Source organism: Bacillus sp. CH_70, assembly GCF_038007045.1.
Classification (GTDB): Bacteria; Bacillota; Bacilli; order Bacillales; family Bacillaceae_G; genus Bacillus_A; species Bacillus_A cereus.
On sequence record NZ_JBBOWL010000001.1, the window covers coordinates 2,847,766 to 2,873,248 of the forward strand.

The window sequence follows — 25,483 nt, forward strand, 5'->3', positions numbered from 1 at the left end:
AAATGACGACAGCTATCAAAATTATAGTTCTGATGTACTGCCGATTTTTATTGATATTTCATGAGCCGCTTGTTTTACCTTGCTAATAAGAAAAGATAGTCGATCATCATTAATACGATGACTAATTAACCCAACACTTAATGCTCCTACTACTTTATGATTAAATCCGATAATAGGTGCAGCTACTGAAGCTGTCCCTTCTGTTTTTTCACCATAACTGACAGCATATCCTTCATTTTTTATTTGCTTTATTTGATTAAGAAGAATTTGCTTTTGTTCTGGTAATGAAGAAAGTAAATTTTCTACAATATGTTCCATTTCATTCGTTTTCATATTGGCAAGCATCGTTTTATTTGCGGCACCAATTGAAAGTGGAATTTGTTCCCCTAGATTATCGATAACTCGAATTTTTAAAGGACTATCAATTCTTTCAATGATAATAGAATGTGTTCCGTTTGGAATATTTAAATAGACACTTTCCTCCACTTCAGCAGCCAAACGTTTCATCACTTCTCTTGCAACAGATCTGTAGTCTACCTTCTCCAATTGACGTAACCCTATTTCCATCCACATTGGTCCAATTTTGTACTGTTTTGTCTCTGAAATTTGTGTAACTAACCCATGCTCCATTAAAGAGTTAAGTAATCTATGTACTGTACTAACCGGGAGATGTGTTCCATCAGCTATATCAGAAATAGCCCAATACTCTTTTTCATTTGTAGAATTCAATAATTTAATAATACTTATCGCTCGATCAATGGACTGTACCATAACTCGCCTCAACTTTACTCGTAATATGTTAGTATGCTTAATTAACTATCAATTTAGCAAACATTCGAAATGAAATCAATCTATTTATTTAATTTTCTAATAATAAAAACATATCACTAACAAAGAATTGAAAACGCAAACAAAAAAAATATTGACTTTTCTTTTTAATTATCTGAAAATTATAACAAGATTTCACATCACGGAATACATTCCATAATACGGAAAAACACCAAACTTTATTCTATCAACTATGAAAGTGAGGAAAACAATGGCGCAAGTAAGCAATACAAACAATGAATTAAAACGGACGATGAAAAGTAGACACTTATTCATGATTGCACTCGGTGGTGTGATTGGAACGGGGTTATTTAACGGATCTGGCTTTATTATAAGTCAAGCTGGACCTGGCGGATCCGTACTTGCCTTTATGGCCGGTGGATTATTAATGTATTTCGTTATGCTATGTCTTGGTGAACTTGCTGTAGCCATGCCTGTTTCAGGTTCTTTCCAGGAATATGCCACTAAGTTCATCAATCCTGCAACTGGCTTTACAATCGGATGGTTGTATTGGTTAAGCTGGGCGAATACGACTGGTCTTGAATTTACAACTGCCGGCATTACAATGCAGCGCTGGTTTCCTGATATTCCTGTTTGGGTTTGGTGTTTAATATTTGGCGTTACAATCTTCACTATTAACGCATTATCTGCTCGTAGTTATGCAGAAACAGAATTTTGGTTTTCAAGTATAAAAGTATCTGCCATTATCGCTTTCATTATTCTTGGCGGCGCCGCTATGTTCGGTTTTATTGATTTAAAAGGTGACGAACCCGCTCCGCTATTATCAAATTTCGTAAATCATGGTGGTTTATTCCCAAATGGACTTGCCGCTATTCTTTTAACAATGGTTACAGTCAACTATTCCTTCCAAGGTACAGAACTTGTTGGAATCGCAGCAGGTGAAAGTGAAGATCCAGCAAAAACTTTACCTCGTTCTATTAGAAATATTATATGGCGCACAATGTTTTTCTTCGTCTTAGCAATCTTTGTTCTTGTTGCTTTAATTCCTTGGGAAGAAGCTGGATTAACAAAGAGCCCATTCGTTGCTGTTTTTGATAATATCGGTATTCCATATGCAGCTGATATTATGAACTTTGTTATTCTTACTGCTGTTCTTTCTGTTGCAAACTCAGGACTATACGCTGCTACTCGAATGCTTTGGTCTTTATCAAAAAACGAAATGGCTCCAGCCTTTTTAAAGAAATTATCATCACGTGGGATTCCTCTCAACGCTTTAATCATGACGATAGCTATTTCTGCTTTTTCTCTTTTGACAAGCGTAGTAGCTGCTGAAACGGTTTACTTATGGCTCATTTCAATTTCCGGAGTCATTACCATTATTGTTTGGATGTCAATTTGTGTTTCTCAATTCTTTTTCCGCAAACATTATTTAGCAGACGGCGGAAAATTAGAAGACTTAAAATTTAAAACGCCACTTTATCCACTCGTACCAATTCTTGGTTTTGGATTGTATGGCATTATATTAATCAGTCTTATTTTTATCCCAGAACAACGACTTGGAATCTATTGCACTGTCCCATTTATCATCTTTTGCTACACTTACTATCACTTTAAAGTTAAGAAAAGAAATTCTACTAACACTCATAGTGAAACTAAAATTAGCGAGACTTCGTAATATTTGACGATACATAAAAGACCACACATGGCGTTTCACTTCATGTGTGGTCTTTTATCGTTCCTTCTCTCATTTCCCCCTACTATTGAAAGAATTATTTATAACACTTTAAGTTCTGGATTGCTCAGGTGAACTTTGGGTTGAAAAATGAGCATTTCTATACCTTTCCCGAAATTTCAAGTTCTGCTAATGATGTTGTAGAAAGTGTTAATGTAGTAAATACTATAATACTAACAATTACTATTTTTACTATTCATAAGTTGATAATTCTGCTTACTAATACTGTTTTGTTTTGATATATTTAATATATATTTAAAGACAGACAGGAGTTAGATACGATGATAAAAGGTTTTGGAGGAATATTTTGGAGAACTAAGAATCTTGAAGTTATAAAAAAATGGTACAGTGAAGTGTTGAAACTTGATATAGAAGATTGGAATGGAACTGTGATTAAACCCCAGTTAGGAAATGAGACAATCTTTTCTTTCTTTACAGAGAATGACAATTATTTTCCAAAAGAACAACAAGTGATGTTAAATTTCGAAGTACATAATCTAAACGAGACTATAAAGCATCTTGAGAATATTGGTGTACCTCTTGAGAAGAAAGAAGAAATCAGTGAATTTGGACAGTTTATTTGGATTAAGGATCCTGAAGGTCGATTGATCGAACTTTGGGAGAAATAGTGGATTCTACTTATTTACTATTAAGTTAACAGCTGCGTTAATACATCAAGGTAAATAAAAAAGTCGATTCCTTTAACTCCACAGGAAATCGATTTTTTTTGGAGTTAAACTTCTTAGCTTTGTAAATCCTCATTTTTCAAATTCTACCCTATGGCCACCAACTTAAAAACATAAAAAAACGCTATTCTTACGAAAAGAATAGCGTTTTTCATTATTTAAATATGATTTCATCTGAATTTAATAGATATATCCCCTCTCCTACAAAAGTAGTAGAGTGTTCATTTAAACACTTACTACCTCAGTGGGATTTATCACATTCCAATTTCAATATAATAGTAAATAGGTATATCGGATATAGATGTACATTACTAGGCTTATACATATTTCAACTTTAGAATTACATTCACTATTTAATTGGTAGTTACCCATAAAGAAAGGAATGATCATAATAATACAGAACATATACGAGACTCATTTACATGTAAGAAATTTAGAAAACGCAATAAATTTCTATCAAAACAAGCTAGGATTAACGTTAGCAAGAAAATTCTCCAAAAGAAGAGTGGCTTTCTTTTGGGTCGGAGAAAATAAACAACAAATGCTTGGACTATGGGAAGTACATAACATTGAAGACTTTGAGCCGAGACATTTTGCTTTTGGTGTAAATTTAGAGTCTTTAATGACTTCTAAAGCGTGGTTAGAGGAACGCGGAATAGAAGTGATAGGAAGTCAAGGAAAAGGAAATCAAGAGCCAATTGTCCAAAGGTGGATGCCCGCTGCAAGTGTATACTTTCTAGATTGTGATGGAAATAAATTAGAATTCATTTCTATGTTACATGAGAATCCAGATGAACTAGAATATGCATCCTATTTAAGTGTATGGAATACGGAACACCAAGAAAAATGAATGGAATTTTCGTTCAAGTCTTTTCTTATTTTTGGATATAATGTTGTACGATTCCCCTTTTGCTATTAATTTTCTTCGGATTTATGAACAGTTTTCGTAATGGAAAATTCATGATAACTCCATTTGTTAACATAGTGTATTTATTGTCATCTTATATTTGTACTTACGTACGAGCAATTCCTAATCTGCTTCAATTACAATTTGAATTATGTAAATTTTCTTCTTATCTGGCATCTACTCTTTAAACAAAAACTCCCCTTAAATCGAAAATGATTAAGGGGAGTTTTATATACGATGCAATTATAGTTCAGATTTCACTCGAACAGAAACATTATTTTTAATTATATTTTTGACATCTTTAAAGCTAACAAAATTGTTACTTTTCTCATCCCAAAGACGGAAACGTAGTGATTGTAAGCTTGTAGCAAGCGTAATCGTTGGTACATTTTTTAAAGGAAGCGTATTGTTGTGTGCCTCTTCTAATTTATAGTTAGGTACTCTTGGACTTAAGTGGTGAACATGATGGAATCCAATATTACCCGTTAGAAATTGCAAAATTTTTGGAAGTTTATAAAAAGAACTTCCCTCCACTGCCGCTTTCACATATTCCCACTCTTTATCTTCTTCAAAATAAGAATCCTCGAATGTGTGCTGTACGTAAAACAACCAAATACCTATTGAACCTGCTATTAAAAATATAGAACCATGTACTAAAAGAAACGATTGCCATCCAATTGCCCAGCAAAGCATTCCTATAATAGCAACGATTAAAATATTCGTTAAATATGTGTTCATACGTTCTTTTTTTCTAGCACCTTTTCGGTTAAATCTATTTTTAAGCAGGAAAACATAAATCGGGCCTAACCCAAACATAACGAATGGATTGCGATATAAACGATATGCTAAACGGAGTCTAAATGGTGCTGCTACATATTCATCTACTGTAAGCGTCCAAATATCTCCTGTACCCCTTTTATCCAAATTACCACTCGTAGCGTGGTGAATAGAATGCTCATGCCCCCACTGATCAAATGGGAATAATGTTAAAACACCCATACACGTTCCAACTATTCTATTTGCACGTCGACTTTTAAAAAACGAATAATGGGTGCAATCATGAAAAATAATGAAAATCCTTGTCATAAATCCAGCGGCTAACAGTGCTGGAACTAATGTTAACCAATAAGAAACTGACAAACTTTTATAAGCAAGGTACCATAAAATAATAAATGGCACGATTGTGTTGATCAGTTGCCAAACACTTTTTTTAATCGTTGATTTTTCAAAAGGAGCAACTTGTTTTTTTAAATTTTTAGTATTTTCTAAGGTCATTGTTCTAATTCCTTTCCTTTTTGTTGCTAATTCATATTATAACACACTATTAGTATCAGGTGTTAAAAGTAGCTATAATAAATATTTTATACTATGAAAATCTCTTTTTTCTTACTCATTACTTACAAATTTCTTACGTCCAAAATAGCTTCTATAATTGGACAGACGGAGCATTTTATGTATCAAAGAAACTTCGAATTTTTCCAATAAGTACATAAAAAAACAGAGAGTTTTTTCACAAGAAGAAAAGAGCTGTCATAAGTCAGTTTCACCGACTTGTGGCAGCTCCTCTTCGTTTTAACTTATTTTATCGATGAAGCCAAACCGCACCTGCAGACTTGTCTTCAGCTTGGCCTACTACTTCAAACTTCAGTCCTAGTTTCGGCAACTTACGTCCTGCATCAGGAATGATGCTGTTGATATATTGCTTAGAATCATCAAATTTCGCCACTCCTGGTAATCCTTTATAATCAAAAATACCGCGAGTTGGTGAATTTACTTTCCATGCTGGCGTTTGATCAAATGAGAATGCCGCATCGGCAATTTGATAACGCGTACTGCTCTTCACAGTAGGTTGTCCGTTTAATGTCCCTACAATTGCCTCTGGATGAGAATCTACTACTCCTAAGAACCCTTCACCTGGATGAACGCCTACCCAGTTATCTGTAAAGCTTTGATCCGCATACCATACAACCATTCCTGTATTAAATACTGGTCCACGTGCATGTTGTAACGCAGTGTCAGAACCAGCGTAATTTCTCCACTCTACATAGTAATTATGTTTTTTCTGTTCAAATCCGTTAGACACAGTAAAGCCTTTTAACGTCATTGCTGGCTGACCTTCCGCATCATCAGAGAAAACAACTTTTCCATCTACAGTTAAGGCTGCATTATCTAACGCAAATCCTTTATAAGCTACTGCAATATCTGTTAAGTACTCAAATTGCAGTTTTACTTTTTTTCCTTTGAATTGGCTTAGATCGTATGATTTATCAACCCATTTACCATCAGTTGTATCCGCGCCGCCTTTTACATCTTTTTCGCCCATTCTATCAATGCGTGTCTTCGTTCCATCTTCTGCAATCGCATATACGTCAAGGAAATCATACTTCGCTTCAAGTTCGTAAAATGCCTTATAATCGAACTTAGCATCCTTTGCATTTGTTAAGTCAAATACTGGCGTCTCAAGTGTTGTATGAATGTCATTTCCTTTTGTACTATAATAGAACTTCTTACCAAACGCCGATTCGATATTTTTTATATCTTTGTCCGGCAAGTTAACACGAACGATTCCAGGTCGTTTAGATTTTGTAGTACTTTGATCTACATATGTCGCAACACCGATGCCTTTGCTAAGTTTGTCATAATCTACTTCAAGGATATTCGCCCAATTCCCCTTCATATTCTTTTGGAAAAACTCTTTATTTTGTGGTGAGAAACTCGTTGGCTCTGTTCCTGCAATTTTTCCAGCCCAGCTACCACCACTCATAATAGACCATGACTCAACAGGTTCACCTTGTCCTGAGTACTTTGTGTCATATTCATCTGGTAAGCCTAAATCATGGCCATACTCATGTGCAAACACACCAACCGCTCCGTCTTCAGGCTCGATTGTATAATCGTATGCAGCCATCTTTCCGCCCCAGTTCGAAACAGAAGATTTCGTGCCATCAATTGCATATGGTTTTGAACCGAGTTTTGAACGATGTGACCAAATCGCATCATCTTTCAATTTACCGCCGCCAGCTTCTTGACCAACGCCAGCATGTACAACCATTAAATGATCAATAATTCCATCTGGCTCATTTTTATTTCCATCACCATCTTGATCGTATTGATCAAATTGGTCATAGTCTGCTAAATTGATTCCTTTTGCTACCGCTGCTTTTAATGCTTCTTTCACAAAATCTTTTGGTCCTAAAGGCCCCTTGTTATCATGACCAGTACCCGCATCAGCACCATAATCTGATGCTTTTCCTGGAACAGTAAGCCATTCTGTTACAGTCCCATCAACTGTATAGCTACCACCAGATTGTTCTTCATAATATTGCTTAAATGTGTTAATCTTCGATCCATCAAATAAAGTGAATGGTTCATCACCAAATAACATTTTTTGATAATGTTCACGATTAAAGTCCTTAGAATACATGTATCCTGGCTCTTGATCAATATTGTTATGCTTAAAATCGCTAAATTCTACAAGTAAAACAAGTACTTTATCTTTTCGAACAGCTCCATTGTATTCTTCTTGCTTCGCTGATGTAGTAGGTACTTTTCCATTTAATTTCCCTGGATTTAATGCTGCACCTTGTCCAGCTACTGGGCCTACTTCAGGCTGCTGTGCCTGTTCATTTTCCTTCATTTTTGCATCTTTTACTTTTTTCATAAAATCAGAAGCTTCTTGTGTAAGACTATCTCCTGTTAAGATTTCTTTCCCAGGGTTTTCCCCTTTCTTTTTCTCAACATATTTTTCGACAGCTTTTGACGTCTCAGCTTGTGATGCAGATTGATCAATTACCCCCCGTTGTTTTAGCGCTTCTGCCAAACGCTCCTCCGGTATTAAGTGCTCATCTATTGGTAGAGATGATGTTGGTGTCTCAGCATACGCTGCGTGACCTCCAAAAGCAAACGTACTACTTAGTACCGCTGCTGTTGTTAATACCGCTAATGGTTTTAATTTCTTTTTCTTTTTCAATGTATTTCCTCCCCAGTGTCTGCAAATTATCGTTTTTTGCCGATAACAACATAATATTCGTTATAATACGAATATTCAATCTTTTTCAACAAATAAAATGTTGAGAAATATTTTTTTATGCAGAGTGAAATACAAAAGATAGAAAAACAAACAGGCTCTCCAATAAATAACAGTGAACTTTTATATGTTCTTAGTTACAATCAAAATCCAGTAAATCTGAGATTTATATTTTTTTAATAAAAATAAGAATTAAATATTTTCTATACTATTTAATCTATGGATTATCATATTACTCACTATTCTCATTATTACAAGCTAATAGTGGTTCATACATCATTATAGCGTGATTCTCCGTTACATATTGATCTTCTATTAACTGTTTCTGTTGATTATATACTTTACGTTGAATCACATTATGTCGTATATAACCGCCCCAGTATGCAGGTTGAATTGAGTGTTCTTTCTCATACACTTCATATTGATAAAGTTGCGGATAGACTGTTCTCCATTCACCAACTAAATATTCATCTGTCATATAAAGGTGAAGTTGATACGGTTGGTCTGTTTCATTTTTAATTTGTAAATCCAAATAGTTATAGGAACAAGTCGCTCCACTCCCAAACGGTTGAGTTCGCCTCGAATCAGGAAAGACATCAAAGCTATGACGATATCGTTCTGTTACTGTCAGTGGTGTATGTAAAGTCATCCAATATATTAAATTCGAAAGCTGACAAAGACCTCCTCCAATACCTGTTTGAAAAGATCCGTAGTGTAATACCATACCTTCTACATATCCTTTTTTCCTCGTAGGCTTACCTATTAAACGCCAGTAAGAAAATGTTTCTCCTGGTCTAATGACGATACCATTTAGTTTTTTAACAGCAATTTTCAAATTAACAACCTTATTCTGTTGATACCACATATCTACATCTTTGAGCTTACGAAGTAATATCGTTCGGTGCTGAATTGCTGTACAAGGTAGCTTTTCTTGTTGGAGCCTTTTTGCATATGTTTTTCCGTCTACTAACCACTGAATGTACCTCTTTGTAGAGTAATACCACTTCCCTAGCATAATACGATACTTAGACCGCTGTTTAGGACGTAAGTGCACTATATTCATTTTATTCCCTCTCTCTTTCTTCAACTAAATTCTAATATATCTCTAATTCAATAAATTACAGTTTTCTTAGCTGCATAATAATTTTCGTAAATAAAGTGAAATTTTAATCAGCCCTCACCAATCGGGTTTTTACAGGCAGCCTGACCCCCACCTAACTTCTTTGCTTTCGCTTAATTTTGAGGTGGGGGTCTTACTGTCCGGCAAATAGCGGGATAAATAAGACGCAAAAAAAATAATAAATTTACTCTAGTGGAGATTTTATTTTGTTGATTGCTTTATAATTATATAAAACTGCGCTTCAATACGATAAATTGAAATAAACACATTATAAATATAACGAATAATATTAAATAAAAAATAACGAAAATTAAAGAAATTCTAAAGTATTAATATATTTTTCGTAAATATTAATTGATAATACATTAGACTTTACTATATGTATAAATTCTCTATTCTACAAAACGAAATTTTTTAATGTAAGAAAAAATATAATTCCCCTTTCACATTTATACAAATCTCATCTGGAAAACTTTCCAAAACAATCCGAACCCTTATATTTAGAATAAACACAAAAAATTGCCACCAGTTAGCTTAACTGGTTGGCAATTTTTTAACGAGAATGCTTTACAAATAGTTGAATTGCTTCTTCTGGTACATAGCACTTTCCATTACTCTCTACAATAATACTTCCTAATTCATACCCTTTACCATTGATACGAATTATATTTTTGTTACCAAATAATTGTGCTTCTACTTTATTATGTTTTACTACGAGTAACGGGTTTGCTCCTTCGGTTTTGTCGGCTGTTACAGTTGCACCGATTTTCTTAAAGGCTTGTTCACTCTCCAAAAATATTTTATTCGTTACTTCTTCTAAGTTAAAGCCCATCGCTTTCGCCATCGTCTTCGCAATGTCTGTATTTTGGATTAAGCCTTCTGGTTTTTGAGGTCCATAAGAATGTAAAAATACATCCTCACCTGTATGTCCTCCTGTCGTAAAGCCGATATTTGCACGATTAGCCAATAATGTAGTAAGAATTCGTCCTACATCCATTTTCTTTTTTGCCGCTTTTAATTTTTCTTTTTCATCATGAGTTAGATTATCCAAACCGTATAGTTTAGCTACATCTTCTACATTTGATAAATCAGATTTCAGTTTATTTATAGTTCCTTCAAGTGTCATTTTCGCCTTTTTCAATGAATCAATGTATGCAGAAACCGGTGTAGTATTGTATCCTTTTGTCGTATTTCTATTCCCTATAGAGATACCGCTGTTACCATGATCAGTTAAAGCTATGAGCATCGTATCCCCATCTTTCTTCGCAAATTGTAACGCCTTTGCTACCGCTTCATCAAATGCCAATACATCACTAATCATCCCAATTGGATCATTAGCATGAGCTGCCCAATCAGGCTTACTACCTTCTACGAATAAAAAGAAACCATCTTTGTCTTTTAATAATGTTTGAATTGCTTTTTCTGTCATTTGAGAAAGTGTTGGTTGTTCTGGATTTGTTGCTATACGATCTATATCAAACGCAAGAGCATGATTTGAGAAAGAGCCCCAAATTTTATTAGATTTGGAGTTCAATAACGCATCTTTCGTTTCAACAAAATCGTATCCTTTGTCTTGAATCACCTTTACTAAATTTTCACCATCTTTTCGGATTCCATTACTTTTCATAGGTAGCAGCGCCGCTTTTCCCCCGCCTAATACGACATCTATATTTTGATATACTTGTTGCTTCGCAATTACGTCAAATTGCTTGCGATTAACATGGTGAGCCGAGAATCCCGCCGGAGTAGCATGCTGAATTTCAGATGTAGCAACAATTCCAGTTGCACGGCCAGTACGTTTTGCACCTTCCAATACGTTTGCGACCGGCCGTAACTTGTCCTCTTCTTTTATTGGCTTTAAGTTAGGTGAATTTACAGTAGAAGGTAGTACGCCTACATATCCTGAATTCGATTTATTTCCAGTTGCTAATGCTGTCGCTGCTGGTGCTGAGTCTGTAATAGCTGATTCTGCAGAATATGTACGAACACCTCCTGTTACAATTTGATCTAACGTAAGCGGTGCCCCTTTATACCAGCGAGCCAATGTTGTCGCCGTTGAACTTGTTCCGTCCATAACCATCATAATTATATTTTTAGGCTGGTGTTCTACTTTTTTCACCTTAGCTTTGGCCGCATGATAATTCATCATACTTTCCGTACTTAATACGCTTACTATTATAGCTCCCACTAATAGTAACTTTTTCATCTTCACACCATAATTCAACATGATTGTTCCTCCATAAACTTTGCATTCATTTCAATACACCTTATTTCCTTTCTCATTCCACAACCTACATATGTTTTATTAGTTCCCAATTCTCATAAAGCTAACAATAGTTACTTTCTATTTCTTTCCTTAATTAAATATCGGTATGTGTCATCTATCTTATAAAAAAGATTTAGCATTCATTCATTAATTACTTGTTTAACAATAAATCCTCGATTAAAAGAAATAAAATTTTATTGTTAAACAATAAATTTCATGTTAAATTAATAAGATATTAAATAAATGAGGTGCTTTTTATGAAACAAGGATCCACACTCTTTTTAAAGACCGTTGTGATTCTGATCGGAATCCCCGTTCTTGCTATGTGCATTTTTTTAGTCCCTAAAATAGGAAATTTCGCCGCAGAATTATATCCAGATATTTCATATATTAAATATCTTGTGTTTATCAATTTATACGCAACAGCAATACCTTATTACTTCGCACTGTACCAAACATTTAAGCTTTTAAACTATATTGATAAAAACAACGCATTCTCAGAGTTATCTGTTCAAGCTTTAAAAAATATTAAGTACAGCGCATTGGCAATTAGTGTATTATATGTATTAGGTATGCCACTTTTCTATCTCGTGGCAGAGAGAGATGATGCCCCTGGCATTATTATTATCGGAATGATTATGATTTTTGCTTCAATGGTAATCGCGGTCTTTGCTGCCGTTCTCCAAAGACTATTAAAAGATGCTATAGATATAAAATCAGAAAATGATTTAACGGTCTGAGGTGAATAATATGGCAATTATTATTAATATTGATGTAATGTTAGCAAAAAGAAAAATGAGTGTAACAGAACTTTCGGAGAAGGTTGGAATTACAATGGCTAACCTTTCTATCTTGAAAAATGGAAAAGCAAAAGCAGTCCGTTTTTCAACTTTAGAAGCAATATGTAAAGCATTAGAATGCCAACCCGGGGATATTTTAGAATATCAACCTGAAGATACCAAGTAAAAAGAGTCCTTCATACGAGATGGACTCTTTTTATTACACATTACGGTGCAAAACTAATTTGACCAGTAAACAATAGGATAATTGCTATGATCCAAAATATAAAAAATGATGAGGACAGTATTAATGAAAGAATAGCAATTCCCTTCTTCTCTGTTCTTTTCGTCATTGTGATTATTGAAAGCATGATACCTACACCTGTCAGGGCAATTGTAATATAATCTCCAACTATATTACCTGCATTCGCTATCCTTGTTGGCGTTATAAAAACGAATAGAAAACACAAAATGCCGATGAGTAAAGATATATAGCTTATTATACTGTACTTCTTTTTAGGAACTATTTCTGTTTTCATACTAATCCCACCCCTTCTATATAGCTATGATTTTATATTAGCATGAATAACCATAATTTGGTTAAAATATAAAAAAGATAAAGTAGACGCTATCACTTTATCTTTTGGTTTATTTCTATCTAACAATTAACTTGGCTACTTCCTTAATAAAGATGGACAATCATTCTTTAACCTCTAGTAATTATTATATACAGAAAATAAAGTGAAACTTTAATCAGTGGAGGTTTTGTTCACCCTCCACTGATTATTAGTTGAACCAATCAGGCTACCCGTTAATGCGGAATAAAATGAAAGAGTTCTAAAAAATAAAGACTGTACCTTTAAAATGAAAGATACAGTCTTTATTAATAACTTTTTTTATAAAGAAAACTCTCTATCACTCACTACCTTAAAAAACTCCGAGTAATGTGATAAAGAATAATCCGCTACATCACAATTACCTTGAAACATACATGTTGAAATACCTAATTCTTTTGCAGGTAATAAATCTAATTCTCTATCTCCAATAGCTAAATCAATATTGTATTTTTTATGCAGATGATTATAAGCTAAAGAGTTTGGCTTTCGAGGAAAGCCATCGTTAATTGTAACCATATCTACGAAGTATTTTTCCCAGCCGTAATATTTTAAAATGCCCATAACCCCTTCCCTATGTTTATGGGTCATAATCACATTTTTATTTGCAAATTTCAAAACCTCTTCGACACCTGCAAAAGGTTTCATATCTTTTGACGTGAATTTTCCCTTCAAAACTTTAATCTTTTCTTCCTGCTCGCATGAAATATTATAATACTGAATTGCATGAGAGTATGATATTTTTAAGTTTTTGTATATTTCTTGTTTTTCTACTGAATCACCTAATATTTCAGAAAACAACATTGTATATGCAGGATACGTATCAAATAACGTCCCATCAAAATCCCATAAAATATTCATTCTATTCACCTGCTATGTTCAAATCATTTAATGACTAAATCCGCCCTATCCCTCGGCGATTCCATTTCTAAGTAATAATCCTCTGCTTTCCAATACCTATTTTCAAACTTTGAAAGGTTTTTCTGTGTCTCCTCACTCTCACGTAGAAACCTTGTCTCTCTTGGACAGTCCAAATAGACCATATAATGAAAGAAATCTCTCCATTCTTTTCGCTGCAGAAAAACTCCTTCAATAACAATTACGCCTACAATAGGAATCTGCACTTTTTTCATTTCACATGAGTCTGTTTCCTCTTGATAAAAAGGCAAAGTTAATTTTGTCTCATGTTGTAACTTCTGAAAAAACTTCTGCCTCAAGTATGTAATATCCCACTGTAAACAATAATACTCATACCATTCTTCATGGTTTGTATAATAGCGTCGATTACGCTCTACTATATGATCATCAATATGGAAAATATGAAACGGAATGCCTTCTTGTTTCATATTTTCTTTTAAATTTGCTACGAATGTTGTTTTTCCTGAACGACTTAAACCATCTATACCTAAAATGAATCTATTTTCCCTATGATTCTTCATAATCGTTATAAGTTCGTTTGTACTCATTACTTCTTCCACTCTTCTTTTAATAAAGAATATACAATGGTATCATGAGCAACTCCATTTTGAATCATATGTTTTCGAAGTAATCCTTCTTCTTGAAATCCTGCTTTTATTAACAACTTTTGAGAAGCTTTATTTTCTACATATACAACCGCTGCGATTCTTATCAGTTGCAGCATTTCAAATCCGTAAGCTAAAATCGCTTGTAATGCTTCCGATGCATATCCTTGTCCCCAATATGTATCATCTAATTCATAACCAATTTCAGCTCGTTTATGAATATTATTAATTAAATGAAATCCGCACGTTCCGATTAATTGGCCCGTCCCTTTTTTCTCGATTCCCCAGCGAAATACACTGCCCTCTTCATAACGATTGTTAAACGTTTGAATCGTTGTTTTCGCTTGCTCAATATTTTCAAAAGAATCCATTCCGAAATAACGTATAACTGATTCTTTCGAAAAATATTGGAACATCGTTTCTGCATCTAATAGTGTAAGTTCTCTTAAGAGTAAACGTTCTGTTTCTAGTTTTGGAAATCCCATCTCTCTTTCTCCCTCTATTCTAATGAACTGCAAATTTCAATATAATTTCCATCTGGATCAGCAATGTAAGCAATTGTTTGTCCCCACGGTTTTACAATAGGTTCAACTAAAATCTTGATTCCTTGTTCTCTAAATTGCTCAATCGTTTTTTGTACATTCTCAACAACGAATCCTAATTCAAAATGAGAAGACTGTAATTCACCTTCTGTAAGCGGTAGTCCTGTTAATTCTTTCACATCTTGCCGCGTATTCATCGCTAAAATGGTAGTTCCAGTATTAAATTCAATATATGTACCGTGCTCTGCTTTTATAGGTAACTGTAAAATATCTTTATAGAATTTTAAACATTCCTCAAACTTTTCTACATATAAAATGATGTACTTCATTTTCAAATCCATTTTACATCCCCCTTTATATCTATCTCTAAAATTTCGACAAAAGTCTCACAAAAACCTTGTTCCTTGTAGTAATGAGCAAAAAAAATGAGGCCGATTTCTCGGCCCCCCAGCTTATTGGCATAAAACAGGAGATTTGGTTTGGACATAACCAGTTCGTACTTTTATTATATTTTATTTTTTCTGAATTTTAAATACATTAAACACCTATTTATATTGAGAAAGTTTTTTGCTTGCATAAAATTAAAGATTTTAAGAAATGATACAAATGGAGGTGTATACATATGGAACCAATGCTATGTCCAAGCTGTAAAACGAACCGTACTCGCTTTAATATTCTTGAACAACAAGTAAAACCAGTCAAATTAAATCCACAAACTGGTCAAGTAGAAGAAGAATACACAAATGAAACGATGAATGCTTTTCATATGGCCTATCAAGGACCTACATACCGCGTCCAATGCGCTGTATGTGGGCTTGTTGAAAACCCTGAACAATTTATTAAACCTGCTCAAAATCAGTCTTTCTAATAAAAACATTATTATCCCTTGTAGAAATAGATTTTTCTATAAGGGATTTTTCCATTTAATAAGTTAATTAAAGATGTATTTCTTCCTTTTTATATATTAAAACCCACACCCTTTTGGTAATATTTACATAAAAGGGGGGATAACAAATGATTTTAAATAAAAAGATAATGCTTCCATCAACATTTCTACTAGTAACTTGCCACATAGTCATCTTTTACTTTTGGATCTTCGATTTTGAAAAAATAACGACTCCTTACGGTCTAACAATATGGATTGTTTCTACTATTTGTGGTCTTTTACTTTATTACCATTTTAAAAATCAAAAATCTAATAAAGTGATATTTATTGCTAATTCTTTATTATTAATTATTTCTTCTTCATTTATGATTTTTTTAGGTATTGTTACTGGTATTATCTTTGTAACTGTTAGTTCTATGAATTAAATATATATTTTTATTATATAAAAAATAGTTAACAAAATAGAATTACATAAAAATTAAAGAAGAAGATAATGATGTCATTGTCATCATTATCTTCTTCTAGAGTCTAATCTTTATTATAATATTTCACTTTTCAATTTCTTGATTTTCCAAAAAATTCTCATGAAGAAATAAGCATACATACAACCTACAAGCCCTGTCATAACTTTCGCCCAAATTGGCACTCTTGATTCTGTTGAACTTAAAAATACGCTATACATTGAGGGTAATATAGTTATTGAAATTAATGCGAAAAATTGTAATAATTCCTTCATTTTTTGCACCTTCGTGTCCTTCTCTGAATATATGTCAGGTAACTCAATTCCCTTCTCTACTTCCTTACAAAAATAATTCCATCTTGTGAAACTTGTTACGCGTTTCCAACCTGACATTTCGTATATTTCGAAATACTCTTGTTGTTGTTCTTTCGAATCTCTATAAACCAATCTAAAATCAGCTTTGTATATTACATCTTTTGGCTCAGTTTTTTGAAACGTATACATTAAATTATATTTTTGTAATGCCCAACCTTGCTGATGCATCTTTCGTAAAAAAGCTTCTTCTTTTTCTAAATTCCATGCCGTAAAAAACTTAAATACCCTTTTTGTCTCCATCTTCCATTCACTCCCCTAATATACTATTTCCATTCTTTACAGACCGCTGTAATCTGTTGTACTCCAGTTCCAGTACTTCTCTCCCAAACGGCGTTAACTCATAGCACTTCTTTCTATCTGTAGAGGCAACTTCAACAATTAATTTTTCTTTAAGTAATTTCGTCGTATTCCCGTATAACGTACCCGGACCGAGTTTTACTTCTCCATTTGTCATCTCTTCTACCATTTGCATAATTCCATAACCATGCATTGGCTTTACAAGTGACAATAATATGTAGTATGTCGCCTCAGTTAACGGAATATATTTTTGCGCCTTCGCATTCATTATAACTACCTCCGATACATCGCCTCATGATATATCGACTCACGATATATCATATACCGATATTGTATAATCATATTCCAAAATATGCAAGAGTAATTTAATAATTAAATATCCATTTCTTTGAATTGAAAAATGATACCAATTTTCTGAATAATTTGTTAAAATATAGAAATATTAGCTCTTTTATACCGAAAGGAATGATACATATGATAAATAAATTGAAAGAAAACATAGGATCTGTGTTTGTTGGTAAAGAAAATGTTATTGATCTACTGCTTGTTTCACTGCTTGCTGATGGACATGTACTACTCGAAGACGTGCCTGGTACTGGGAAAACGTTACTGGCGAAAACCATATCAAAAAGTATTGGCGGTAGTTTTTCTCGTGTTCAATTTACCCCTGATGTACTTCCAAGTGATGTAACAGGTATTGAATACTTCAACCCAAAAACAAATGAATTTGAGTTAAGAATTGGACCCGTTATGACAAACATTTTGCTAGCAGATGAAATTAACCGTGCAATGCCGAGAACACAGTCTAGTTTGTTAGAAGCAATGGAAGAGCGACAAGTGACGCTTGAAAAACAGTCTACTCCTCTCCCAAAACCGTTCTTTGTTATTGCAACGCAAAACCCAATTGAATCACAAGGGACTTTCCCTCTTCCAGATGCACAGCTTGATCGCTTTTTAATGACGATTTCAATTGGTTATCCAACTCCTGAAGATGAGTTACAAATGATGCGACGTTTTCGTAACGATATACCGCTAGAACGTGTCACACCTGTTATCTCTTTAGAAGATATATTAGAATCACAGAAACGAATAAAAGAAATTTTCATATCAGAACCGTTAGAACATTACATAATTAAACTTGCACAAGCTACTCGAAATCACGATTACATCGCTAACGGTGTAAGCCCACGTGCTACACTTTCTTTAGTGCGCGCAGTTCAAGCATTAGCCTTCTTACGCGGGAGAGAATATTGCACCCCTGAAGATATACAATTTTTAACTCCTTCTGTTTGGAATCACCGTATTGTCTTATCAATGGAAGGTGCCCTGCGCACGACTAAAAATGATATAATGCAAAGTATTTTAAAAGAAGTTGACGTACCTGTGGAGATTGAGCAAGCATGAATGGACAGCGTGTAGTAACTGTACCTTTATTTTTTCAACTCCATATTATTCAACTAACTGTGCCAGGCGCTATACTATTTACCTTTTTTATGCCGCAACGAATTATAATGTTTCTCTTTTTCTCCTATTATTTATTTGCGATTTTCATTTATAAATATGTCGCTTACATAGAGAAAAAATTTGAAGTTATAAACGAGAGACAAACAACTCGGCTTTTCCCTGATGAATCTGGAAAGTTTTTTATTCATTTGAAAAACGGTGCACATATCCCTCTCGTTAATGGTGTTTGTTATTTTCATTTAGATTCGTCTCTTATACAGCATAAAGATCAAGGAATTGAACGAATATCAAAAACGTTATTCTCTTTTCCATTTTCACAACCTGCACATTCGGCGCAAAAATGGGATTTAACATTAACCGCAACGAAACGTGGTGTGTTTCAAATTGAACAGTTCGAATGCGTTTTAAAAGATCCTTTTCATTTATTAAATGTACACTTACCTGTTTTCGATAAGTTAAAAACTGAAATTATTGTGTATCCTTCTCCTAAAGAAGTAGCAGGTTTGCAAGAACTTCAGCAACTTCTAACTGGTTCTTATCGAACTAATTTTTCTTTTTACAATGATGAAACATCTATTATCGGTGTAAAGCGATATGAGCGTGAGTCTTTCCGCTCTATTCATTGGAAGGCATCTGCAAAAATGCAAGAATTACAAGCGAAGCAATTTGAACCTGTAAAAAATTATAGTTGGACGATTTGTCTTTCTTTAGCTGCCGATCGTGGATTTGGTTGGAAAGATAATGTTGAAGATTTAATTTCATTCGCAACATACATTTGCCAATATGCAACGAAGCATCACATACCGTTTGAATTATTTATTAGTGTATTAGCAGAAGGTGGTGCATTACATTTATCGTTACATGAAGGGCAAACACAATATGCAAAAGCTTTAGAAGAATTAGCACGTGTTTCAGATGATAGTACGTTACTGCCGAAACAAGGATTCCTTCATTATGTAATGAGAAAGAGAGAACGTTCGTCTACAATGATATACATTGGTTTACAGAAAAATGAACTCCCTCTTCTCTCGCAGCCAACGTTCCTCATTAATAGCGAAGGGATGGTGGAATCGGTTGAAAACTTGGCTCTATCACGTTAATGACTTTATTTTGCTTCTCCTCCTTTCATTATTAACAGAAAGGGATGACCTTGTTGCTATTTCCATATTTTTAGCAACAGGCTATGTAGGCGTATTTCTTCTTCATAAATTTATGAAGAAAAAAACAACAGGATTTGTCATACTGTTCATTACTCAAATAATTGGTTGTTCTTTCCTTCTCCCATTCTCTCTATTTGGCACAATTATGTTACCGCTTTTCTTCTTTATCGTACATGTAGTCGGACCAGGATATCCAGTTCAAAAATCGTTAGGCGGTATTGTTTGGTTTAGTATTTCAACCATATTTTATGCGCCCTTTCCACCTTTGTGGAAGCTGTTACTATTAGTTATACACATTATGATTACATTTTGGTTAACTGGGGCAAATCGGAATCAACAGTTATTACGTTTCATTTCTATCATTACGATTGGTGTAATGAGTATAGTACTTGTTCAAGTGTTTCCTTTCATTCGACTTATTTTTTCCTATATCATAGAAACAGTTGCATTAGGATTCGGATACGCTATCAATCCGTTATTTTCAGCAGCTGAATTAAAAGAAACTGATGATTTTTGGTCGAATAAAGGGAATTTAAAGGATCCTCAAATTAAGGATGTGTTTGGACAGCGTGCTTTTGACCCCACACTCATAAATAGCATTACCATAATAGTATGTACAACCATTGCTATTTACGTTGTTTGGAAAATAATAAAAAGACGAAAACAATTCAGTTTACCAAATATGCCTGCCTTCGAATCTACTATCATTACTAATAAAGAAGGAACGAACCAAAATCGTTTTAAACGAAATAAACCGCCGCATAACGAAATTCGGAAGGAAATTTTCAAGCTAGAGAGTAAGTTAACCCCTCCTTTAAATAGAAAACGGGGAGAAACTGTTGAGGCTTGGCTAGAAAGAATAAATGATGAAGAAGATGTAAATATTCAAAGTAATATTATTATAGATGCTTATAATACGGTGCGTTATTCAAATGGTAAAAGCATTGTACTTCTGCATGAATTTAAGGAAGAGATTCATAAGCTTTATGCCTGTCAGAAAAGTTTGAAGAAACGAAAGAAATAACGTAACAAAAAGACTCCTATATTCATAGGAGTCTTTTTATACTTCTACGTTGCTTTTTAAATTGAAGCATTCTTCCCTGCTTCAATTTCTAATGACTCTTCATGCCACCAAAGTGTTTCTTCAGGGTCTTCTTTAGCGATTAGGTGTGCTTCTTTTTTCGTTTCTACTGTAGGATATGAACCTTTTAGCGCACGCCCTGAAGTCGTAACAAATAATACACTAAATACAACTAATCCAATAATACTTACACCCGTCAAATAAAATGCTGGCGCAAGCGGGTTACCAGTTGCATGAACTAAGTATGAACATACGAGCGGTGTTGTTCCACCGAATATCGATACAGAAATATTAAATGAAATCGAAAGTGCTCGATAACGTACATCAGTGAAAAAGAGTGATGGTAATAATGAAGGTAATGTTCCTTCATATACACTTAAGAAGAAACCTAGTACGAAAATACCTGCAAATATAGCTGCAATATGTCCGTTACCTATTAGTAAAAATGCTGGAATTGCAAATACAGTTAAACCAAGTAAACCAATTTGCACGACGCGTTTATTACCAATTTTATCACTTAATTTACCGAAATATAGTGCTAGTGGAATCATAAGTGCCATCGTAATAGAAATAATTAATAAGCCCGTTGTTTCTTTGACTTTAAGTACTTGAGTTAGATAAGAAGGAATATACGAAAGAATCATATAATTCGTAATATTAAAGAAGGCGACAATTACTGTGCTTAATAAGAAGTCTTTTTTGTGATATTTAATAATATCCATAAATGAAAATTGTTCATTGTCTTCAGATTCCTCTTGTGCTTTTTCCATCTCTTCAAAGATTGGAGATTCATCTAGATGACGGCGTAAGTATAAACCGACCAAACCAATTGGTGCAGCTACTAAGAACGGAATACGCCATCCCCAGCTGAGCATTTGCTCATCTGTTAACAATAACGTCAAAATGGTAACAATTACCGATGCAGCAATGTAACCTGAGAGTGTTCCAATTTCAAGACCACTACCGAGTATACCACGCTTTTTATCTGGAGAAGATTCTGCGATATAAACCATTGCTCCTGAATATTCGCCGCCTGTAGAGAAGCCTTGAATCATTCGGGCAACTAAAAGTAGTATTGGTGCCCATACACCAATTTGTTCATAGGTTGGTAGTAATGCGATGAATAATGTAGAAAGTGCCATTAAAATAATAGTAGTACTTAACACGATTTTTCGGCCGTACTTATCTCCTATTCTACCAAAGAATACACCTCCGATTGGTCGAACGAGAAAGGCTGCTGCAAATGTACCGAATGTAAGTACAAGTTGCAATCCACTATTATCAACACCTGAGAAGAATAATTGACTTAAGATAACCGCTAAATACGCGTATAATCCGAAGTCAAACCACTCCATTGCGTTCCCTATACCAGTAGCAATTACTGCTTTCCTGGCTTGTTTAGGATTGACAATATTAACGTCTTGAGGTTCAAAATTTAAATCATTATTTTGTTGCATATAATAAAACAGCTCCTTTTTAATTTAACTTCTTTAAGCACACCTTCTCTTATTGAATAAAATTAATTCGAAGCACTTAAGGAAAATTAACGTCTCCTTATCTGTTATTATTGTTTCACATAATTAATTATTTGTCCAATGAGATGCTCTCTAGGTTAAGTAATTTACTATTTTAAAAAGCTGAAGAAGCCGCTAACATAGCGGCTTCTTCAGCTTTTTATATTTTTTATATTTTTTAAATACTTGCTGTAGCAGCTATGTTATGAACACAGGAAATAAACTCATAAGTGAATGCGTCAATTTCCTCTTTCGTAATAATATACGGCGGAAGTAATCGAATAATATTCCCTTGTGTTAGATCGACTAACATCCCTTTATTCATTAACTCAATCTGTAATTTCTTCACATTTTCATTCGTGTCATTCACACTTATCCCAAACATCATCCCCGCATGACGTACTTCCTGAATATAATAAGCATTTTCTTTCTGAATATCTTGCAGTTTGTCATTCAAATATAGTGACGTTTCATAAGCTTCTTGCATTAACCCATCATCAAGTAATGTATTTAATACAGTTAAACCTAAAGCTGTTCCCATTGATGAATGAGCAAATGTTGTCCCGTGATCTCCTGGTGAAAATACATCACATAACCTTTCACCTACAATAATTCCGCCAAGCGGTATCCCGCCTCCTGCACCTTTACCAATTTGAATAATATCCGGTGTAATATTGAAATTTTGATAAGCAAATAGTTTACCAGTTCTCCCCATACCACTTTGTACTTCATCGACGATCAGTAGTACATTATATTTCTCACATAAATTTTGAACACCATGTAAATATTTACTTGATAAAGGATAAATCCCCCCGCTACCTAAAACAGGCTCTAGCATAATCGCAATTGGATTTTCTTTAATAATGGTTTCTTCTAATTGGTCTATATTCTCGCGCTCTACTTCATATACAGGAATAGATGTTTTAGGGAAATTTTGATATACACTTTCCTGTCTCGTAAAATGAAGTGCTCCTAACGTACGCCCGTGGAAACTATTCTTCAGTACTACAATTCCTTCACGTTCTTCACCCTTATTAGCTCTATATTTATCAATTAATTTCAACGTTGTTTCTGTCGCTTCCGTACCAGAGTTTGTAAAAAAGACTTTTCCGCTTTTTAAAGTACAATCTACTAATTTTTTTGCATACTCAATTGCAACTGGGTTTAAAAAATGAAACGGTAAATGCAACGATTTCGCAACTTGCTCCATTGTCATTTGTACAATTTTAGGATGATTGTATCCTAATACATTTACTCCTACGCCAGAAAATAAATCTAAATACTCTTTACCATCTACATCATACAGTTTACACCCTTCTCCTCTTTCCATTGCAACCTCTGTACGACAATATGTAGACATCATATATTCTTTATCTAATTGAAACCAATCCGACATGTTAAATTCCTCCTAGTTATTTTCCCTTTTTTAACGTTCATTCTCTATATAATCGTTTATAAATTAAGTTTTAAGATTGAAATTTTAATAGTGGTTTTCTTCCACATTTTTAGTAAAACGTGTGCTTTCTCTTCCCGATATTCATTTTTCCATAATTTCTTCTATTTCAACAGGTCCACTACATATGTGATTTTTTCATCTAGCGGTATGTTACTGCTTTGAACTGTGCGTGTCATACATAATTAAGGCTATAGAATCATATTTAGTAACAATGGACAAAAAAGATTTGGAGGCTATATCGATGGATGAAAACTATGATAAACAGGGGCAATCTATACTAGGGAAAGACTTTAATGAAAATGACGAACGTAATGAACAAGCTAAACTTCACTCTCAAACAGTTGGTTCACGTGGACCCGTACTAGAGCAAGATAGTGTACTGCATGAGTCATTACAAGAATTTATTCATGAAAAAATTTTAGAAAGACCTGTTCATGTAAAAGGATTTGGTGCGTTCGGTTATTTTCAAACGATATATTCGATGTCTGAACATACTAAATTAAGTTTTTTACAAAATTCTAATGAGAAAGTTCCTGTTATGGTGCGATTTTCGTTAGCTGTTAGTACGAAAGGAACACCGGATACTGCTAGAAATGTACGCGGTTTTTCTACAAAATTTTATACAAAAGAAGGAATTTTCGACCTTTTATGTAATCACATTCCTGTTTTTTCTGTTCGTGACCCAATGCGTTTCCCTGAAACGATTCAAGCATTATTGCCTTCACCTAAAAATAACTTAATAGACCCTAATAGATTTTGGAATTTTGTCGCTAAAGCACCTGAATCTATTCATTTTGTTGTCCGTTTATACTCTAATAATGGTACGGCCAAAAGTCTTCGCCACATTCCAGGACATAGTGTTAATACATATGTATGGAGAAATGCGGAAGGTAATCGAAAGTATGTAAAGTATCATTGGTACCCATTTGAAGGTGTACAGTACATTACTAATAAAGAAGCAATTAAACTAGCTGCTGAAAATCCTGATTATAGCGGGAAAGATTTATATGATGCTATTGAAAATGGTAAACCAGTGGAGTATGGTTTATACGTCCAGCTCATGGATCCGAAAGATGAAGCTTACCTATCTTATGATCCTTTAGATGACACAAAAGTATGGGATGAACAGACGTATCCTCTCATACCAGTCGGGAAAATGGTATTAAATAAAAATCCTGAAAATTTTATGGAACAAGTAGAGAAAGTCGCATTCTCCCCTTCTAATTTACTGGATGGTGCAGAACTATCAGATGATAAAATGCTGCAAGGGCGCGCTAACATTTACAGTGATTCACAAAGAAGAAGAATTGGTCCCGAATTTCGCAAATTAACGATTAACCAACAGCAAGATTGGACACCCGCTAATCAAATTACAAGCGGTGACGGAAGATACGTTGAAGGTAAACTTGAAAGAACTTCTATAACAAAACAGAATGACTTTACGCAGGCTGGTGAATTTTATACGAAGTTAAAACCGATAGAAAAAGAACATCTCGCTGAGAACTTAGCTAGTGATTTGAAAGTTATATCCGATGATATTAGGGAGATCGTTTTGGGGTATTTCAATCAAGTATCAACTGATTTGAAAACAAGCATTGAGACAAAAATGAAAGAGCATTAAGAAGATTAAAGTATTCTTTACGAATGAGAATTCAAATCTATATTAATTATTTTCTTGTCAAAATCCAATGAGATTATTTAATTTAAAAATATAAAGCCAATATATCCCTGTTCTATAATTAGAACAGGGATATATTGATATAGTTTAATTTTTAACATTACATACTTTATTTTGCTAAAAATTC

The 25,483-nt window shown here is 34.0% G+C and carries 25 protein-coding genes; 11 read left to right on the forward strand and 14 right to left on the reverse strand.

Annotated features, from left to right (window positions below; translation table 11 throughout):
* Nucleotides 1–21: 21 nt before the first annotated feature.
* Complete coding sequence (locus N2V79_RS14505) at nucleotides 22–771, reverse strand: IclR family transcriptional regulator (RefSeq protein ID WP_000250751.1); 750 nt, start codon at nucleotides 769–771, stop codon at nucleotides 22–24.
* A gap of 268 nt (nucleotides 772–1,039) precedes the next feature.
* Here N2V79_RS14505 and N2V79_RS14510 point away from each other — a divergent pair, with 268 nt between their 5' ends.
* From N2V79_RS14510 to N2V79_RS14520, 3 genes are all read left to right on the forward strand, one after another.
* Nucleotides 1,040–2,464, forward strand: coding sequence for an amino acid permease (locus N2V79_RS14510; protein WP_000079995.1), 1,425 nt, complete (start codon nucleotides 1,040–1,042; stop codon nucleotides 2,462–2,464).
* A 338-nt stretch (nucleotides 2,465–2,802) separates the two neighbouring features.
* Nucleotides 2,803–3,150, forward strand: a complete 348-nt coding sequence (locus N2V79_RS14515) for a VOC family protein (RefSeq protein WP_000589591.1) — start codon at nucleotides 2,803–2,805, stop codon at nucleotides 3,148–3,150.
* A gap of 448 nt (nucleotides 3,151–3,598) precedes the next feature.
* Nucleotides 3,599–4,057 (forward strand): VOC family protein, encoded by a 459-nt coding sequence (locus tag N2V79_RS14520; protein ID WP_242806704.1) that lies wholly within the window; start codon nucleotides 3,599–3,601, stop codon nucleotides 4,055–4,057.
* Nucleotides 4,058–4,357: 300 nt separating this feature from the next.
* Here N2V79_RS14520 and N2V79_RS14525 read toward each other — a convergent pair whose 3' ends face one another.
* The 4 genes from N2V79_RS14525 to N2V79_RS14540 all read right to left on the reverse strand — a co-directional run bounded on the left by N2V79_RS14525 (nucleotide 4,358) and on the right by N2V79_RS14540 (nucleotide 11,488).
* Nucleotides 4,358–5,389: a fatty acid desaturase gene (locus tag N2V79_RS14525; RefSeq protein WP_106081960.1), complete on the reverse strand. Its 1,032-nt coding sequence runs from the start codon at nucleotides 5,387–5,389 to the stop codon at nucleotides 4,358–4,360.
* 307 nt (nucleotides 5,390–5,696) lie between these two features.
* On the reverse strand, nucleotides 5,697–8,084 hold the full coding sequence (locus N2V79_RS14530) for an immune inhibitor A domain-containing protein (RefSeq protein ID WP_000727446.1): 2,388 nt from the start codon (nucleotides 8,082–8,084) through the stop codon (nucleotides 5,697–5,699).
* Nucleotides 8,085–8,373: 289 nt separating this feature from the next.
* Nucleotides 8,374–9,204, reverse strand: coding sequence for a VanW family protein (locus tag N2V79_RS14535; RefSeq protein WP_001028244.1), 831 nt, complete (start codon nucleotides 9,202–9,204; stop codon nucleotides 8,374–8,376).
* 610 nt (nucleotides 9,205–9,814) lie between these two features.
* Complete coding sequence (locus tag N2V79_RS14540; RefSeq protein ID WP_242806686.1) at nucleotides 9,815–11,488, reverse strand: alkaline phosphatase; 1,674 nt, start codon at nucleotides 11,486–11,488, stop codon at nucleotides 9,815–9,817.
* A gap of 296 nt (nucleotides 11,489–11,784) precedes the next feature.
* Between N2V79_RS14540 and N2V79_RS14545 the strand changes: the two genes are divergently transcribed.
* Both N2V79_RS14545 and N2V79_RS14550 read left to right on the forward strand, forming a co-directional pair.
* Complete coding sequence (locus N2V79_RS14545) at nucleotides 11,785–12,267, forward strand: DUF2975 domain-containing protein (RefSeq protein ID WP_000809125.1); 483 nt, start codon at nucleotides 11,785–11,787, stop codon at nucleotides 12,265–12,267.
* Between the two features lie 10 nt (nucleotides 12,268–12,277).
* The gene (locus N2V79_RS14550; RefSeq protein WP_000974620.1) at nucleotides 12,278–12,493 is read left to right on the forward strand and encodes a helix-turn-helix domain-containing protein; all 216 of its coding nucleotides are present in this window, start codon (nucleotides 12,278–12,280) and stop codon (nucleotides 12,491–12,493) included.
* A 40-nt stretch (nucleotides 12,494–12,533) separates the two neighbouring features.
* Here the strand turns inward: N2V79_RS14550 and N2V79_RS14555 are convergent, their stop codons facing one another.
* The 5 genes from N2V79_RS14555 to N2V79_RS14575 form a co-directional block, all read right to left on the reverse strand.
* On the reverse strand, nucleotides 12,534–12,845 hold the full coding sequence (locus tag N2V79_RS14555; RefSeq protein ID WP_000845550.1) for a hypothetical protein: 312 nt from the start codon (nucleotides 12,843–12,845) through the stop codon (nucleotides 12,534–12,536).
* Nucleotides 12,846–13,202: 357 nt separating this feature from the next.
* Nucleotides 13,203–13,781 (reverse strand): HAD-IA family hydrolase, encoded by a 579-nt coding sequence (locus N2V79_RS14560; protein WP_088022733.1) that lies wholly within the window; start codon nucleotides 13,779–13,781, stop codon nucleotides 13,203–13,205.
* 23 nt (nucleotides 13,782–13,804) lie between these two features.
* Nucleotides 13,805–14,386 carry a kinase gene (locus tag N2V79_RS14565; RefSeq protein WP_000106123.1) on the reverse strand — a complete coding sequence of 194 codons (582 nt, stop codon included), beginning with the start codon at nucleotides 14,384–14,386 and terminating at the stop codon, nucleotides 13,805–13,807.
* A complete protein-coding gene (locus tag N2V79_RS14570; RefSeq protein WP_340719984.1) occupies nucleotides 14,386–14,928 on the reverse strand; it encodes a GNAT family N-acetyltransferase in 543 nt (180 codons plus the stop codon). The genes N2V79_RS14565 and N2V79_RS14570 overlap by 1 nt, the downstream gene beginning before the upstream one ends.
* Before the next feature lie 14 nt (nucleotides 14,929–14,942).
* Nucleotides 14,943–15,326, reverse strand: coding sequence for a VOC family protein (locus N2V79_RS14575; RefSeq protein ID WP_000364502.1), 384 nt, complete (start codon nucleotides 15,324–15,326; stop codon nucleotides 14,943–14,945).
* Nucleotides 15,327–15,607: 281 nt separating this feature from the next.
* On the opposite strand from N2V79_RS14575, the gene N2V79_RS14580 reads away from it, so the two are divergent.
* Both N2V79_RS14580 and N2V79_RS14585 read left to right on the forward strand, forming a co-directional pair.
* Nucleotides 15,608–15,853, forward strand: a complete 246-nt coding sequence (locus tag N2V79_RS14580; protein WP_000433609.1) for a hypothetical protein — start codon at nucleotides 15,608–15,610, stop codon at nucleotides 15,851–15,853.
* A gap of 146 nt (nucleotides 15,854–15,999) precedes the next feature.
* Nucleotides 16,000–16,296, forward strand: coding sequence for a hypothetical protein (locus tag N2V79_RS14585; RefSeq protein ID WP_098853149.1), 297 nt, complete (start codon nucleotides 16,000–16,002; stop codon nucleotides 16,294–16,296).
* A 113-nt stretch (nucleotides 16,297–16,409) separates the two neighbouring features.
* Here the strand turns inward: N2V79_RS14585 and N2V79_RS14590 are convergent, their stop codons facing one another.
* On the reverse strand, nucleotides 16,410–16,946 hold the full coding sequence (locus N2V79_RS14590) for a DUF2812 domain-containing protein (protein WP_242806683.1): 537 nt from the start codon (nucleotides 16,944–16,946) through the stop codon (nucleotides 16,410–16,412).
* Nucleotides 16,947–16,953: 7 nt separating this feature from the next.
* Complete coding sequence (locus N2V79_RS14595; RefSeq protein ID WP_000991890.1) at nucleotides 16,954–17,271, reverse strand: PadR family transcriptional regulator; 318 nt, start codon at nucleotides 17,269–17,271, stop codon at nucleotides 16,954–16,956.
* Nucleotides 17,272–17,477: 206 nt separating this feature from the next.
* On the opposite strand from N2V79_RS14595, the gene N2V79_RS14600 reads away from it, so the two are divergent.
* Genes N2V79_RS14600 through N2V79_RS14610 form a run of 3 tightly spaced genes read left to right on the forward strand, consistent with a single transcriptional unit; the run spans nucleotide 17,478 to nucleotide 20,651 of the window.
* On the forward strand, nucleotides 17,478–18,407 hold the full coding sequence (locus N2V79_RS14600) for an AAA family ATPase (protein WP_078400968.1): 930 nt from the start codon (nucleotides 17,478–17,480) through the stop codon (nucleotides 18,405–18,407).
* On the forward strand, nucleotides 18,404–19,567 hold the full coding sequence (locus N2V79_RS14605) for a DUF58 domain-containing protein (RefSeq protein WP_078400967.1): 1,164 nt from the start codon (nucleotides 18,404–18,406) through the stop codon (nucleotides 19,565–19,567). The genes N2V79_RS14600 and N2V79_RS14605 overlap by 4 nt, the downstream gene beginning before the upstream one ends.
* Nucleotides 19,542–20,651 carry a DUF4018 domain-containing protein gene (locus N2V79_RS14610; RefSeq protein WP_340719985.1) on the forward strand — a complete coding sequence of 370 codons (1,110 nt, stop codon included), beginning with the start codon at nucleotides 19,542–19,544 and terminating at the stop codon, nucleotides 20,649–20,651. Before N2V79_RS14605 ends, N2V79_RS14610 begins: the two co-directional genes overlap by 26 nt.
* 56 nt (nucleotides 20,652–20,707) lie before the next feature.
* Here the strand turns inward: N2V79_RS14610 and N2V79_RS14615 are convergent, their stop codons facing one another.
* Nucleotides 20,708–22,165, reverse strand: coding sequence for an MFS transporter (locus tag N2V79_RS14615; RefSeq protein ID WP_001186932.1), 1,458 nt, complete (start codon nucleotides 22,163–22,165; stop codon nucleotides 20,708–20,710).
* 235 nt (nucleotides 22,166–22,400) lie between these two features.
* A complete protein-coding gene (locus tag N2V79_RS14620; RefSeq protein ID WP_242806677.1) occupies nucleotides 22,401–23,618 on the reverse strand; it encodes an aspartate aminotransferase family protein in 1,218 nt (405 codons plus the stop codon).
* 301 nt (nucleotides 23,619–23,919) lie between these two features.
* Here N2V79_RS14620 and N2V79_RS14625 point away from each other — a divergent pair, with 301 nt between their 5' ends.
* Nucleotides 23,920–25,299, forward strand: coding sequence for a catalase (locus tag N2V79_RS14625; RefSeq protein WP_063547730.1), 1,380 nt, complete (start codon nucleotides 23,920–23,922; stop codon nucleotides 25,297–25,299).
* The last annotated feature ends 184 nt before the right edge of the window (nucleotides 25,300–25,483 follow it).

What these genes read in the sequence shown, in the direction of transcription:
- N2V79_RS14505 (WP_000250751.1), bottom strand. Translation starts at nt 771, where the DNA reads ATGGTACAGTCCATTGATCGAGCGATAAGTATTATTAAATTATTGAAT.
- N2V79_RS14510 (WP_000079995.1), top strand. Translation starts at nt 1,040, where the DNA reads ATGGCGCAAGTAAGCAATACAAACAATGAATTAAAACGGACGATGAAA.
- N2V79_RS14515 (WP_000589591.1), top strand. Translation starts at nt 2,803, where the DNA reads ATGATAAAAGGTTTTGGAGGAATATTTTGGAGAACTAAGAATCTTGAA.
- N2V79_RS14525 (WP_106081960.1), bottom strand. Translation starts at nt 5,389, where the DNA reads ATGACCTTAGAAAATACTAAAAATTTAAAAAAACAAGTTGCTCCTTTT.
- N2V79_RS14535 (WP_001028244.1), bottom strand. Translation starts at nt 9,204, where the DNA reads ATGAATATAGTGCACTTACGTCCTAAACAGCGGTCTAAGTATCGTATT.
- N2V79_RS14540 (WP_242806686.1), bottom strand. Translation starts at nt 11,488, where the DNA reads ATGTTGAATTATGGTGTGAAGATGAAAAAGTTACTATTAGTGGGAGCT.
- N2V79_RS14545 (WP_000809125.1), top strand. Translation starts at nt 11,785, where the DNA reads ATGAAACAAGGATCCACACTCTTTTTAAAGACCGTTGTGATTCTGATC.
- N2V79_RS14550 (WP_000974620.1), top strand. Translation starts at nt 12,278, where the DNA reads ATGGCAATTATTATTAATATTGATGTAATGTTAGCAAAAAGAAAAATG.
- N2V79_RS14555 (WP_000845550.1), bottom strand. Translation starts at nt 12,845, where the DNA reads ATGAAAACAGAAATAGTTCCTAAAAAGAAGTACAGTATAATAAGCTAT.
- N2V79_RS14560 (WP_088022733.1), bottom strand. Translation starts at nt 13,781, where the DNA reads ATGAATATTTTATGGGATTTTGATGGGACGTTATTTGATACGTATCCT.
- N2V79_RS14565 (WP_000106123.1), bottom strand. Translation starts at nt 14,386, where the DNA reads ATGAGTACAAACGAACTTATAACGATTATGAAGAATCATAGGGAAAAT.
- N2V79_RS14570 (WP_340719984.1), bottom strand. Translation starts at nt 14,928, where the DNA reads ATGGGATTTCCAAAACTAGAAACAGAACGTTTACTCTTAAGAGAACTT.
- N2V79_RS14575 (WP_000364502.1), bottom strand. Translation starts at nt 15,326, where the DNA reads ATGGATTTGAAAATGAAGTACATCATTTTATATGTAGAAAAGTTTGAG.
- N2V79_RS14580 (WP_000433609.1), top strand. Translation starts at nt 15,608, where the DNA reads ATGGAACCAATGCTATGTCCAAGCTGTAAAACGAACCGTACTCGCTTT.
- N2V79_RS14585 (WP_098853149.1), top strand. Translation starts at nt 16,000, where the DNA reads ATGATTTTAAATAAAAAGATAATGCTTCCATCAACATTTCTACTAGTA.
- N2V79_RS14590 (WP_242806683.1), bottom strand. Translation starts at nt 16,946, where the DNA reads ATGGAGACAAAAAGGGTATTTAAGTTTTTTACGGCATGGAATTTAGAA.
- N2V79_RS14595 (WP_000991890.1), bottom strand. Translation starts at nt 17,271, where the DNA reads ATGAATGCGAAGGCGCAAAAATATATTCCGTTAACTGAGGCGACATAC.
- N2V79_RS14600 (WP_078400968.1), top strand. Translation starts at nt 17,478, where the DNA reads ATGATAAATAAATTGAAAGAAAACATAGGATCTGTGTTTGTTGGTAAA.
- N2V79_RS14605 (WP_078400967.1), top strand. Translation starts at nt 18,404, where the DNA reads ATGAATGGACAGCGTGTAGTAACTGTACCTTTATTTTTTCAACTCCAT.
- N2V79_RS14615 (WP_001186932.1), bottom strand. Translation starts at nt 22,165, where the DNA reads ATGCAACAAAATAATGATTTAAATTTTGAACCTCAAGACGTTAATATT.
- N2V79_RS14620 (WP_242806677.1), bottom strand. Translation starts at nt 23,618, where the DNA reads ATGTCGGATTGGTTTCAATTAGATAAAGAATATATGATGTCTACATAT.
- N2V79_RS14625 (WP_063547730.1), top strand. Translation starts at nt 23,920, where the DNA reads ATGGATGAAAACTATGATAAACAGGGGCAATCTATACTAGGGAAAGAC.